Annotated in this window: 13 protein-coding genes; 1 reads left to right on the top strand and 12 read right to left on the bottom strand. The window is 60.8% G+C overall.

Annotated features, from left to right (window positions below; all coding sequences use genetic code 11):
* Nucleotides 1–43 precede the first annotated feature (43 nt).
* The 7 genes from M1E02_RS12160 to M1E02_RS12130 all read right to left on the bottom strand — a co-directional run bounded on the left by M1E02_RS12160 (nt 44) and on the right by M1E02_RS12130 (nt 7,278).
* Nucleotides 44–796 carry a helix-turn-helix transcriptional regulator gene (locus tag M1E02_RS12160; RefSeq protein WP_479374527.1) on the bottom strand — a complete coding sequence of 251 codons (753 nt, stop codon included), beginning with the start codon at nt 794–796 and terminating at the stop codon, nt 44–46.
* Between the two features lie 33 nt (nt 797–829).
* Nucleotides 830–1,972, bottom strand: a complete 1,143-nt coding sequence (locus tag M1E02_RS12155) for a MalY/PatB family protein (RefSeq protein ID WP_479374526.1) — start codon at nt 1,970–1,972, stop codon at nt 830–832.
* Nucleotides 1,973–2,671: 699 nt separating this feature from the next.
* Nucleotides 2,672–3,727: an amidohydrolase family protein gene (locus tag M1E02_RS12150; RefSeq protein WP_479374525.1), complete on the bottom strand. Its 1,056-nt coding sequence runs from the start codon at nt 3,725–3,727 to the stop codon at nt 2,672–2,674.
* A complete protein-coding gene (locus M1E02_RS12145) occupies nt 3,727–4,539 on the bottom strand; it encodes an ABC transporter permease (RefSeq protein WP_479374524.1) in 813 nt (270 codons plus the stop codon). The genes M1E02_RS12150 and M1E02_RS12145 overlap by 1 nt, the downstream gene beginning before the upstream one ends.
* Nucleotides 4,536–5,348 carry an ABC transporter ATP-binding protein gene (locus tag M1E02_RS12140; RefSeq protein ID WP_479374523.1) on the bottom strand — a complete coding sequence of 271 codons (813 nt, stop codon included), beginning with the start codon at nt 5,346–5,348 and terminating at the stop codon, nt 4,536–4,538. The genes M1E02_RS12145 and M1E02_RS12140 overlap by 4 nt, the downstream gene beginning before the upstream one ends.
* On the bottom strand, nt 5,345–6,208 hold the full coding sequence (locus M1E02_RS12135) for an ABC transporter permease (RefSeq protein ID WP_479374522.1): 864 nt from the start codon (nt 6,206–6,208) through the stop codon (nt 5,345–5,347). The genes M1E02_RS12140 and M1E02_RS12135 overlap by 4 nt, the downstream gene beginning before the upstream one ends.
* A complete protein-coding gene (locus M1E02_RS12130) occupies nt 6,205–7,278 on the bottom strand; it encodes an ABC transporter substrate-binding protein (RefSeq protein ID WP_479374521.1) in 1,074 nt (357 codons plus the stop codon). The genes M1E02_RS12135 and M1E02_RS12130 overlap by 4 nt, the downstream gene beginning before the upstream one ends.
* Nucleotides 7,279–7,513: 235 nt before the next feature.
* Here M1E02_RS12130 and M1E02_RS12125 point away from each other — a divergent pair, with 235 nt between their 5' ends.
* On the top strand, nt 7,514–8,533 hold the full coding sequence (locus M1E02_RS12125; RefSeq protein ID WP_479374520.1) for a LacI family DNA-binding transcriptional regulator: 1,020 nt from the start codon (nt 7,514–7,516) through the stop codon (nt 8,531–8,533).
* Between the two features lie 44 nt (nt 8,534–8,577).
* On the opposite strand, the gene M1E02_RS12120 is transcribed toward M1E02_RS12125, so the two are convergent.
* The 5 genes from M1E02_RS12120 to M1E02_RS12100 all read right to left on the bottom strand — a co-directional run bounded on the left by M1E02_RS12120 (nt 8,578) and on the right by M1E02_RS12100 (nt 12,887).
* Entirely contained in the window at nt 8,578–9,627 is a 1,050-nt protein-coding gene (locus M1E02_RS12120) for an LLM class flavin-dependent oxidoreductase (protein ID WP_479374519.1), read from the bottom strand.
* Between the two features lie 109 nt (nt 9,628–9,736).
* Entirely contained in the window at nt 9,737–10,102 is a 366-nt protein-coding gene (locus tag M1E02_RS12115) for a DoxX family protein (RefSeq protein WP_479374518.1), read from the bottom strand.
* Nucleotides 10,103–10,258: 156 nt separating this feature from the next.
* A complete protein-coding gene (locus M1E02_RS12110; protein WP_479374517.1) occupies nt 10,259–10,756 on the bottom strand; it encodes a MarR family winged helix-turn-helix transcriptional regulator in 498 nt (165 codons plus the stop codon).
* A gap of 105 nt (nt 10,757–10,861) precedes the next feature.
* Complete coding sequence (locus M1E02_RS12105; RefSeq protein ID WP_479374516.1) at nt 10,862–11,605, bottom strand: NAD(P)-dependent oxidoreductase; 744 nt, start codon at nt 11,603–11,605, stop codon at nt 10,862–10,864.
* Between the two features lie 361 nt (nt 11,606–11,966).
* Nucleotides 11,967–12,887: a LysR substrate-binding domain-containing protein gene (locus M1E02_RS12100; RefSeq protein ID WP_479374515.1), complete on the bottom strand. Its 921-nt coding sequence runs from the start codon at nt 12,885–12,887 to the stop codon at nt 11,967–11,969.
* Nucleotides 12,888–13,031 lie beyond the last annotated feature (144 nt).

Raw genomic sequence — 13,031 nt, 5'->3', positions numbered from 1 at the left:
GCGACTCGACCCTGAACTCCGCACCAATCCGTTCCCTAAACGGCTAGGGCACGGCTGTCTCTTCGACCACTCCGCCGAGCTCGTTGAGATAGTTGTAAATGGTGAACCGGGTCACCCCGAGCGCGATTGCCGCAGTCTCGGCAGCCTGCTTTACGAGGAAGAATCCACGACGTTCGAGCTCCGCCACCACCTGCACTTTGTGTTCCTTGCGCATTTGCTCAACCGGGACCCCAATAGCGAAGATCGCCGCCTCGACGAGCTTGGAGCTAAGTTCCTCCACGCTGTGCGGGAAGTACTCGCTCCCTTGGGGGCCGACCGGCGTCGCTCTGTTTCCGGCAGGCGCAGCCACTATGGAGCCCCCGTCGTGGCCGAGAACGAAGCGGTCCAAGGCCGAGCGGAGCGTGACCCAGGCCGACACGTCAGCGTTCAGACACAGGGCTGCAGCGGCACGGCCTTCCCTGTCGATGTAAATGATCGTCGTGCTCTGGAGGATTCTCCCGTCAGGCAGTTGCGAGCGGTAGCCGATCTCATGCGAGAAGTTACCGGCTGCCAGGCGTTCGAGCAATTTGTCGGTAGGCGGGTCACCGATCTGACGGCGGGTGACGTCTCCGGCGATAGCACGGACAGTGTTCGGGATTCGCTGCAGGTCGTGCAAGACGACCTCGGTAGGCTGGGGCACCGCGGCCTGAAGGGGTGCCACCAGGAGCTCCAGGACCAGATTGATGGACTCGGCGTCCATGCGGTGCAGCGCGTCCGGGGATGGGGCTGTTGATTCGACCGAACCAATCTGGGTCATGGCTGCTGTCCTTCCGTGTAGTTGAAGCCTGGTTCAATCGGCGTGGGCGGCTCGGCCCATCCGGGTGATCGCCTCGGTGAGATTGGCCTGGGAAGTGGCAAAGTTGAGGCGGACATGTCCCGCCCCGCCCGTGCCGAAGACGTGGCCGGAGCTCAGAGCGACCCTCGCCTTGTCGAGGAACATCTTGGCCGGCCCGGCAAGGTCGGCAACGGTGGCGAGGCCTTCGGCGCCGCCTGGCGAACCGAGGGCAAGATGGCTGCAATCCAGCCAAGCCAGGTATGTCCCCTCGGGAGGGGTGTACCCCACACCGGGAAGATGTTCGGCGAGAAGCTTTCCGAGGAGAGTCCTGTTCGCGTCGAGGCCTCGGAGGAGAGCATCCAGCCATTCTTCACCATCACGGAACGCGGCTGTCTGGGCGATGATTCCCAGGTGGCTCGGTCCGTGGCTGACCTCTTCGGGCATGCGGTCCAGATCATCGGCCGCATCTGGTCCGGCGATTGCCAGTGCTGCCTTGAGGCCGGCGAGGTTCCAGGCCTTCGAAGCGGAGGTGAGCGCAAACGCGTTTTCGGTCCCGGGCACGCTGAGGTACGGCGTGAATTTTGTTCCTGGAAGGACGAGCGGGGCGTGGATCTCGTCCGAGACTACCCGGACCCCGTAGTTACGGGCGAGGGCCGCGATAGCTGCGAGCTCTTCAGGGCTGTGGACCACCCCGGTCGGGTTATGTGGATTGCTGATCAGGTAGGCGGCATTGCGTTTCTGCGACCGGGCGTGCTTGAAAGCTTCCTCGAGGGTGCCGAGGTCGATCCGGAGATCTTGTCCCAGCGGTGCTTCGATGATCCTGCGTGAATCATGGGTGATGAAGGCGTAAAAAGGCGCATAGACCGGGGAATTGACGACAACCGCGTCTCCTGGATCCGTGATCAGCCGCAGGATTTCGACGACGCCCATCATCACGTCGGGCACGATGGCGGTGCGCTCGACTGCCAGCCCGTCCCAGCCCCAGCGCCGGGAAGCGAACGCGCTCAACGCCTCCGCGAACTCCGTCCCCGCCGGGTATCCGGTATCTCCGGCATCGATGGCCTCGTGCAGCACTGCCGAAACGGGCGGCGCGAGCCGGACATCCATCTCAGCAACCCACAGAGGCAGCACGTCAGAGGGATGAGTGCGCCATTTCATGCTCGTGCGCTGGCGGAGATCTTCGAGGGAGAGCTCTTCAAGAGGGTTCCCGATTGTCGTGAGGCTGCGGGGTTGAGTCTGCTCGCCTGCCCTTAGCATCGGACAGTCATTTCAATCGCGGCGCGTGCATCCGCGAATCCTTCTCCTGCTGGGACGTACCCTCCGATCCGGTGGATACCCTTCCCACCATCTCCGACAGCGAGTCCGCTGGAGACAAAGAGTAGATCCCTAACCCGGACCGCATGTTCATAGAGCGGCGTTGACGCAGCGGACTCACTCATTAGTAACCTTCCAGACTTGGAGAGAGGGACGCGGCACAGGAGGTAAGCAGCGTAAATCCACTTCGAAGTATTCAACATATAGTTAGAAAACAAGTGGACCCTCTTCCGACTATTACACATTTCGTTTACATGTGCTAGATAGACTTCATCTCAAAAGCCTACTTTATACTTTCGGCCTGATCCTCTCACCCCATTCAAAGCCGGTCAACAAAATGTGGTTATTTCCCGCCGCGGATTCCAGCACTTTCAACTGGCATTTGAGTCGCTCCGATAGGTCGGGGGGCAGGAACTGAACGACGGATATGGGAGCCGGGACCCCGTCGTCGCCCACCGTTCCGAGGGAGACCCGGGATGCCGGTGTGCCGGCAGTCCCGGTTCTTTCCCAGCTCACGGCCGCTCTTTCCGGTAAAACACCGCGTTAGCCGTGGGCGTGGCTGTGGTCGGTGAGCACCAGCTGTTCCCCGGAGCCCAGCCCGGTGAGGCGGGCAATGTTGCCGGCGAAGATCTTTTCCCGGTCCTTGCCGGTGATATCGAGTTCCTTGATGACCCGAATCATTTCGCGGATGTACAGGGGTCCGCCTTCGGGATCAAAAGGGCAGTCGCTAGCGAAGACCACGCGTTCGGCACCGAAGAATTCGAGTCCGCAGCGGGTTCCGATCGCAGATCCGGACAATGCAGTGTCGGCGTAGAAGTCCTTGAAGTACTCGATCGGTTCGCGTTTGAGCGTGTGAACCAGCCGTGAGTATTCGGGGTCATCTGTGCGACTGCCGAATTGGTCGGCCCACCCAAGCCTGATGCGTCCTTCCATGTAGGGGATCATGGCACCCATATGGTGGGTGATGATGTTCAGCCCCGGGTGACGGTCAAACAGTCCGGAGAACACCATTCTCGCCATGGCCGCGCTGGTCTCATAGGGCCACCCGAGTGCCCACCAGATTTCGAACTTTGAGGAGTCCTCTGTTCGGTAGTCGGTGCTCTTGGCGTTTCGGGTTGGGTGCATCCAGATCGGCAGATCCCGCCGGGCCATCTCGGCGAAGATCGGGGCGAAGTCCGGATGGTCGAGTGGTTTGCCGTTGACGTTGGTAAAGACCTGGATTCCTTTGGCTCCCAGTTGGTCAATTGCGTAGTCAATTTCTTGGAGAGATGCCTCCGTCGAGTTCATGGGCAGGGAGGCCACGAAGGCCGGGAACCTGCCGGGGTGGTCATCCACGATCTCCTTCATAGTCTCGTTGGCCAGGCGGGCGAGCCGCCAGGAGTCGTCCGGGCCGAGAAGAAGCTCGATGGGAGGAGATGAAAGGGTAAGGATTTGTTGATAGTCCCCGCCGAACTCCTCCATCATCTTGAGACGTGCGTCAAGGTCGTGAAGCGCCGGGAGATCCAGCCAGCGCTTGAGGGCGCCGGGATCGGTGACGTGCCGGCACATCTCATCGAAGTAGCGTCGCGGGAGGATGTGGCTGAAGGCATCGATTTTCATCAGGATTCCTTTGTAGTGTTGGGGACCCAACTGGTGATACGCCGGTCGACAAATTGGACCAGGGCTATGGCGACCAGGGCGACGGTGATTATGACGATGAGGATCGCTAGGACGGCTGCCCCGTCAAAGCTCTTGCCCGCGACGGTCACCATGCGACCGAGCCCAACGACAGCAATGAACATTTCACCATTGATCATGCCGGTGACAGCACGTCCCATTCCGAGGCGTATACCCGCGAAGATCATGGGAGCCGCGGCGGGAAGGATGATCCTGGTGACGATCTGCCATTCGCTGGCCCCGTAGGACCGGCCCATCTCGACCAGGGAGGGGTTGACGTTTTCCACTGCAGAGGCGGTGTTGATGATCATGATGAATGCCGAGTACATAAAGATCACGGCGACAATCGATCCCTGCCCTGCCCCTAGGATCGAGAAGAATATGGGCGCGAACACGAGGGACGGCGCGGTCAGCAGCGCGTAGACATAGATTCCCAGCGCTGCGTTAGCACGACGGTAGCGGCCCATAGCGGTTCCGACCACAATGCCCGCGAAGAGGGAGAGTCCGAAGCCGAGGACAAGATTAGCGAGGCTTGTGGCGAGGTTGCCGAAAATCTCCCCCCGGCTGATCATCGACCACAGTTCTGCCAGTACCGCGGTAAGCGGAGGGAAGAACGGTACCTTGACCGCTTGACCTACGACTTCCCAGAAGACAGCTGCCACGGCCAGGGAGATCAGCGAGGCCGAGGCCCGGGCATTCAGCAAGCGCCTGGACAGGCTGCTGATAGGGCCGGATCCTGTTGTAATGGCTGTCATCGGCCTGCCCCGTGGAGTAACGCGGGGTTCCTGGTGCGGTGCTCGTCATGCATCTCACGCAGCCTTTCCCACAGGTAGGCGGTGATTTCAACGTATTCCTTCGAGCGTTCCAGTCCACCGACGTCGCTGGAGCGGGGACGTTCCAGGGGTACGGGGACGATTTCCGAGATCTGTCCGGGGCGCGCGCTCATCAGAACCACCCGGTCCCCGAGGAGCACTGCCTCTTCCATGGAGTGGGTAATGAAGACGACGGTTAGTTTGGTCCGTTCCCAGATGCTGAGGAGTTCTTCCTGCAGCAGCCGCCGGGTTTGTTCGTCCACAGCGCCGAAGGGCTCGTCCATGAGAAGAACCTTGGGTTCGACAGCCAGGGCCCGGGCCAGTCCGACTCGCTGCTGCATGCCACCCGACAGTTCTCCTGGACGCTTGGTCTCGAAGCCCTCGAGGCCGACCATGGAAATCAGCTCCCGGGCACGCTCTTCACGCTCAATCTTGGATACTCCCCGGAGCCGCAGGCCGAATGCGACGTTCTCCAGCACCGTCGACCAGGGGAGGAGCGCAAAGTTTTGGAATACCATGCTGCGATCCGGACCTGGGCCACGAACGGGGTTGCCTGCGATAGAGATCTGGCCTTCGTCCCAGGGCGTGAGGCCTGCGAGCATTTTCAGCATTGTGGTCTTGCCACAACCGCTGGGGCCGAGAACGGTGAGGAATTCGTTGTCCCGTACGGAGAGGTTGACGTTGTCCAGAGCGCGGACGGAGGAGCCGTCCTGGCCCGTAAAGGTTTTTCCGAGTCCGGTGATCTCAATCATCGTGATCCCTTTCCTTTCTGGTTATTTGGCCCCCACGGGGCGGCCTTGCGCTCAAGCCAGTGTGCAAGGGAGATGAGCAATAGAGCTTCAATAAGGATTGCGACGATGGTGGCGTAGAGGCCGGGACCGTTAAACATGCCGCGGAACTCGAGGATGAGCCCTCCGAGGGCCAGCGAGACCATCAGAAGTTCGACAATGACCATGCCGGTAACCGCACGGCCAAGCCCGAGCCGGAGGCCCGTCATGATGGATGGAAGTGCCCCCGGAATCAGGACACGGAACCAGATGCCCCGTTCGCTGGCTCCAAAGGATCTGGCCATCTGAATCAGCGAAGGGTCAACTTGGCGGACTCCCGCCCGGACGTTGACGATCACCATGACGATAGCGAAGATGGTCACGAGGATGACGCGGGATAACAGGCCGAAGCCGACCGACATGATTAGCAGTGGAATGATCGCAGCCATGGGGGTTACCAGCAGGATGTTCAAGTAGACGTCCGAGTACCGCTCCAGGGTGCGGAACCGTCCCAACAGCACACCCACAGGAACGCCGATGATGATGGAGAGAGCGAAGCCGATGAACAGTGCCTGGTTGCTGATGAACATGGCTTCCCAGAATTCACCGGAGCCCAGCAGTTCGACGAAGGCAACGACGGTCTCGGTGAATGTGGGGACCAGGAGCCCGCCCCAATAGGTGCCGTAGATCTGCCAGGCAAGGGCAAACACGAGAAACGTTCCGATCTGATACGCGAGGTTCGAATCGAGAGCTCTGATCCAGGCTGGCCGGTGTGCCGTGTGATGCCGCATTGGAGCCGGAGTCGTCTGCGTCTGAGCGCTGAGCAGGGCAGCCCGCTGGGTCATCGCGACCCTAGGAAGCTCAAGTCTGCGGCCTTGGAAGCGTCGAGTCCCTTGATCACTCCGGCATCGACAAAGAAGTCGATAGTGCCTTGCACATTTTCCTGGGTAAGGGCGGCGGCATCGAAAAGACCGGCCTCAACGTAGCGGGCGGCAATTGCAGAGAGAACCGGGCTTGCTTCTTCGCCCAAATGCTTTTCGGCAAGGCCTACGAGATACTCCGGATCAGCGTTGATTTTCTTGTGCTCATCTATAAGCGCGGTCACGAAAGCTTGCGCTGCTTCTCGGTTGTTGCTCAGAAAATCGGAATTTGCGTAAACCGTCTGCGGATGGATGGCGGGGAGCTTTTCACCGAAGTTCACAACAGGGGAGAAGTCTGCGCCTGCAGTCTTTTCCAGAGTAACGACGTCGGAAATCTCCAGCGCTGTGGCGTCGATCTGACCGTTGAGCAGTGCCTGGGCACGTACATCGGAACTGCCAATGACAAGGTAGTCCGGTTCGCCGGACTTGCACTCTTTTTCTACCCAGGACCGGACCATGGCGGTTGCCACGGCGCCTTCGCTGAAAATTCCGACCGGCTTACCGCTGAGGTTGTCGCACGTGCTGATTCCGGGTTTGGCGTAAAGGGCCCACTGGTTGCCGATGACATCGGCAATGATTTTGATCGGTGCGCCTTGTTGGATCGCTATCAGCGCCGGACTGGTGGCCTCGGCCGAGATGGCGTAGTCACCCTTCGCGAGACCTTCGATGGCCAGTTCGGGTTCTGCGAGTTCGTCGATCTTTACGTCGTAGCCTGCGGCCCTAACTGTATCCAGCGCGGCCATGATCGGCACAGTCGTCAGGTCCGGTTCGACCAGAGCCACCGTGAAGGACTTGCTTGGGGCGCTGGCCCCTGAGGAGCTGCCCGGCGCGGCGCATGCGCCAAGACTTACGGCCAGGCCCAACGCACCTCCCATAGCCAATGCTTTGATGCTGCTTCGTCGGGATCGATCCCAATTGGACCTTTCTGTGCCAAGGGCTGCTGTTCCGTACCTTGCCGGAAAGGTCGTCATAGTGCCTGTTCTTGGTGACTTCATCGTCAATCTCCTTCGTCGGAAGTGGCTTACGTCACTGTAGCGGGATCGATCCCGCTTGGTCAATCACTTGTCTTGTAAGCCAAGTCGGGGCTTATCGGAAGGCACTTCCGTCGACCTTCTCTCTCGCGCGGGACTTGAAGCTTCTTGCGAGTTGGGCTTTTTGAGCTGACTTCAACGAATAGCGGGATCGATCCCGGTTATGCTGGAAGTTCTACTACTACTTCCAGGGAGCTATATGGTCGCCTCGCCACGCGATGGACAGCAGTTGACCCTGTCCGACATTGCCGCTCTGGCCGGCGTAAGCCGCTCGGCAGCGTCACGGGCACTGGACCGTCGATCACCATCCGGTGGCCCGGGTGCTGAACGGGTTCGTAAAGTAGCACAGCGTATGGGGTACGTTCCTAATAGCTGGGCAGCAAACCTCCGCCTGCAGCGAAGCGGAATCGTTGGCGTAGTAGTCCCACGGCTTACAGACACGGTTATGGCGATGCTGTACGAGGCGATTGTCGAGGAATGCAACTCACGCTCACTGCATGCGGAAGTTATCACGACCGGTGACGATCCACGGGTAGCACTGGAGCGTGGACGTGCATTGTTGGCGCAACGAATCGATGGCATGATTCTGACGACAGCGCGCACGGACGGCGCTGACCCACTCCTTACAGAGCTGCAGGATCTTGGCGTGGCCTATTCCCTGGCGCTACGCACCGATGGAAGATCTTCGGCTGCAGTTGTGGATGATCGGGCCGGTGGCCAGGCTGCCACGGCCCACCTACTGGAGAGGGGCCATACGCGGATCGCATTCGTGGGAGGACCTTCATACGCGTCCAGCTCCCAGCAGAGGGAGCTCGGCTTCAGGGAGGCGATGGCTGAAGCGGGAGTCGATGTCGCACCGGAGCTCGTCTTCGAATCCAATTTCAGTATGGAAGCCGGTGGGCAGGTAGCCCAACGCCTCTTGTCTCTCGCCAAGCCACCCACCGCAGTATTCACCGCCAACGACAGTCTGGCCGTTGGGCTTGTTGCTGTTGCCCAGCGCACCGGAATCAACGTACCAAGCGACCTTTCGGTAGTCGGGTACAACGACACTCCAATTGCGGCACACATGGCTGTGCCGCTCACCAGCGTACGAGTTTCCTTTCCGGACATGGCAAAGAATGCGCTGGACCTGCTCCTGGCACCTCCCAGGAAATTCGAGCTTCGGATGACGTCCCCCGCTTTGGTCTCCAGAGACTCCGTCGCAACGATCCACGCGTAACACTTCCGGCCCTGAGCAAGATAACTGGCTGTGCCAGGGGCTGGTCAGGTCCGGGCTGTCTCGTTCATGAGTTCGCGTACGCGGGGGGCTACCTGGGTGCCGTAGAGCTCGATGCTGTTCATGAGGTCTGTGTGCCCGAGCCGGCCCATGCTGTAGCGCATGTCGAAGCGTGTTGCTCCGAGGAGTTGGAGGTTACGGACGATTTTCCGGGCCACGGTTTCCGGTGAGCCGATGTAGAGAGCGCCTTCGGGTCCCGCGCCTTGGAGATACTGAGCCCGGGAGAAGGGAGGCCATCCCCGCTCACGGCCGGCTTTCTCCATGAACGCCATGTGGTGGGGGTAGACGATCTCGAGGGCTTCCTCTTCTGACTCGGCAACGAATCCGGAGGAGTGGATCGCGATCGGCTGCTGCGGCTTGCCAAAGTCGTTCAACGCCCGACGGTACAAGTCCGCGTAAGGCTCAAAGCGTGCCGGCTCGCCCCCGATAATGGCGAGCATCAACGGCAGGCCGTAATGGGCTGCCCGGACCACGGACTGTGGTGAGCCTCCGACACCGACCCAGGTCCTCATTGTGCCCGATTCCGGGCGAGGGTAGACCCATTGCTCCTTGAGGCTGCCGCGCATGGTGCCGGACCAGGTGACGGGTGCATCCTTAAGGAGTTTGGCGAAGAGTTCGATCTTTTCCTCGAACAGGACCTCATAGTCGGCGAGGTCGTAGCCGAACAGAGGAAATGACTCGGTGAAGGATCCGCGGCCGAGGACCACCTCGGCGCGGCCACCACTGAGGGCGTCGAGGGAGGCGAAGCGCTGATAGACGCGGACCGGGTCATCGCTGCTGAGCACGGTGACGGCAGAGCCCAGCCGGATGTTCCCGGTGCGGGCCGCGATTGCAGCCAGAACAACCTCAGGAGAGCTAACCGCAAACTCGATGCGATGGTGTTCACCGAGGCCGAAGAAGTCGAGGCCGACCCGATCGGCAAGCACCGCCTGGTCGATGACATCGCGGATCGTCTGGGCGTGGCTGACGAGGGTCCCGTCGGTGGTCTCCGTGACGTCACCGAACGTGTCCAACCCTAGCTCGATGGGGTACGGCATGGTTCTCTCCTGATCCAGGATGGTAATTCTTCGGCGGCATGTGTCCGGTGTGATTACTCAGGGTGGGCCGATGGCGGCGAGGGTTGTGTATGGACCACTCGGGTGCGGTCTAGCTGAGGGTAGCGAAGCCGAGGACGCCTGCGGCGATGGACAGTGCAGTGAGGATAGCGGGTGGGATGACGGTTTCATGACGGCGCTTGTGCACGACGACTGCACCTAACATCACGATCGAGAGGCCCAGAGCTGCGATGGGCGTGAGGATGGTGGCGATGCCGGTAGTAAGCGGCAGGATCAGACCGAGTGCGCCGATGATTTCGACCAGTGCGATCGCCTTGATGGTGCTGGGGGAGAAGTCCGCAGCCCAGGGCATGCCGCCGTCAACGAGGGCTGTTCGGGGGCGGACGAGCTTTAGGATGCCGGCGCCGAGGATGGCGAGGGTGAGGAGGATGACGATGATCCAGAGCGCAATGAGCATGGGAGTCCTGTTCTGAAGAGTAGAAGAGAGAGTTTGTATGAAGATGCGGCAGCGAAGATGGCTACCTCAAAGTTGAAGCATGATGGGCAGGGAGGATCTGCGGCCGCCTGGGCGGGGCAGAGGTCCTCCCGGATCGCTATGGGTTGCCGGGATGCGTTAGCCGGCGGCCTTGGGTGGGCGGTTTTGAAGGTGCGTTCGAAGCGCCTGTACCGCGACCTGCATGGCGTCGAGTTGTTCAGGGGTGAAGGCGTCGATGAAGACCTCCCGCACCAGTCGCAGGTGTGAGGTGGAGGACTTACGGAAGAAGTCAGCACCGGCGTCGGTAAGTCTGACGGCTGCCCCGCGGCTGTCACCGTCAACTTTGTAACGCACGATCAGTTGACGATCCTCCATGCGGCGAAGATGGTGCGAGAGCCTGCTGCGCTCCCAACCGATGACGTCCGCCAGTTCCGACGAGCGAAGCAGCCGGTCCGGTGCCTCGCTGAGGGCGAGCATGACACCGTAGTCGCCCGGGGAAATGCCCGATGTGGCCTGGAAGTTCGCTGCAAGTGCCCGCTTCACAGCTTCAGAGGTCTCGATGTAGTCCCGCCATACAGCCAATTCACCGTGAGTCGGTGACCGCTTGCTCCTGGCGGGCGTCGTCATCTCGTCCATGCTGTTCTCCTTCTGACTGAACCACTCTAGGACAGCTTCTCAGCGGAAGTGTGCGCTTTGCGTGCTGTAGGCCCTTGAGGCGGGGGTTCGTCGGAGGGGCGGCGCTTAGTAAGCGACGGAGAACCGCTGGCGCGAGTAGCTTGGCTGCTCGATCTCGTCCACGAACGCGATCGCGTAATCGGCGCCGGAGATGTTTGACTGGCCCTGGTCATCGGCGAGCAGCACGTCACCTCCAAGGCGGAAATTGCCTGTACGTTTGCCCGGCGCCCACGAGCCGAAGCCACCCGCAGGGCTGAGGTAGAACCAGTCGAGATCGGCCGGGGCTTGACGAAGGGTTCGGAGAACCTCTCGGTGGTTAGCGGCTTCCGGGCGGAACTCCGCCGGGAACATGTCGAGGTCCATAACCTGCGGTCCGCCTTCCTCCACGTGAAGCGAGCCGGCGCCGCCGACGACGCCCAGCCGCGCTCCAGCCGAGATTGCTGCCTCGATCACAGCAGGAATGGAGTCCACCAGACGCGGTGCGCCATGCTCGGTGGCGCTCGCCGGCAGGGCTACGACGATCACGTCGACGTCGTCGACCGCAGCGCTGACGAACTCGGCATCGTGCAGGGAGCCGGCGACGAAAGTCACTCCTCCGGGCGCGGACTCCGGAAGGTGCCGGGCAACGCCCTGCACCTCATGGCCGCGAGTGACGAGTTCGGTGGCTATATTGCCGCCGGCGTAACCGGTAGCGCCAAAAACGATGACGGTGGACATATGGTCCTGCTTCCTGAGGTGGGTTTCGTTGGTTTCCTCGACAGCGTCCGAGCGTCCGAGCGTTGGGCGGCGGTTCTGGGTTTGCGCCCTCAACTCATCTGCGTTGTATTCGTCGATGAGAAGACTCTATGCCAATGTAATTGACGCGTCAATTACATTGGCATAGAGCGGCGGTATTACGTGTGGGGCAGGTTGATATCGGCAACGCCGCACAGAACTCATCGAACAGATCGGCGTCGCTTCGGGGTGGTTCGGGCGGACGGGAGCCGCAAGGTTCAACCGACGTTTCCAATGGAGGACGCCGCACGCGCGGTGCTGCTGATGGCAGAGATGCCGGCCCCGGCCAGCATCTGCGCTCTTGTGGTCAGGGCTGCGGGGATGCCGTATTTGGGGAGGGGTTAGAAGGCGAGCCACGCATGGGCCGAAGGCCCTCTTTGCTGCAACCCGTCCAGCGCTAATTTACCGAGGCTGTGCTCTTGGCAGCGACGATTTGGTGGCGGACCGCCTGTGCGACCGCCCGCACCCGTGCAGTGGGGCGCTGTGACTGCAAATGGGCCAGTACTGTCTTAAGCTCGGGTACGTCGTCCTGGATCTCCACGGTTGCTATTTGCCCCCCGTCGTACGTCAGTTTGTGTTGAGGCCGCTGGTGAAGGATGGAGTAGCCAAGGCCGCGGGCTACAAAGGTACGCACCGTCTCGTAGCTGGCTGAACGGAATCTGACGTCCGGCTCGCCGCCGCTTAGCCGGGCAATGGAAAGCATGAGGTCACGGGTGTGGGGCAGGTCCAGCAGCACGAATGACTCATTCCTGAGGGCGGACAACGGCACACGGTCCGCCTTGGCAAGCTCATGATGGGGTGGAAGCGCCAGGTAGGGTCTCGCCGTATGCACCACTGAACCAGCAATCACGTCCGGCAGATCCAGGTCGTAACACAACGCCAGGTCCGCCTGGCCATTGATCAAGGCACTGATGCACCCTGATATATCCATCTCGAGTACCTCTACGTCCAGGCCAGGGTGTTCCTCCCGAAGCCTGCTAAGAACGCCGGGCAGCAGGAACGGTGCGAGGGTGCTGAAGCAGGCCATGCGGACGCGGCCCTTGATGCTCTGCTGTTCGCCCCGCGCATGGTCAAGGCTTTCCTCCACTTGGGCCAAAATGGCCTGTGCATCGCGCACGAACAGCTCTCCGGCAGGGGTCAGCAGCAGTCCCTTGGAGCGCTGCCGAATGAAGAACTGTGTACCCACGTGGTGCTCAAGCTGTGCGATGGCCGCTGATACGGCGGATTGTGCAACGTTGAGTCGCGCCGCAGCGCGCGTCATCGACAGCTGAGTGGCTGCTTCCACGAAATAGCGCAGTTGCGTGAGTGTGACATCCATTCCACCAGAGTACGCCAATTATCTGATTTGCAGATGTAGATGTTCTGAAAGGACTGTTAGACAGATTTAGTCAATGGGCGGAAGCTGAAATGAGTGACATTTTGACCTGTCGAATCAGCCAGCAAGAGGAAAGGTAGCGGCGAA

Source organism: Arthrobacter sp. Z5-13 (genome assembly GCF_056499105.1).
The sequence above is the reverse complement of the archived record's forward strand: the minus strand, read 5'-3'. Positions and strand labels throughout refer to the sequence as shown.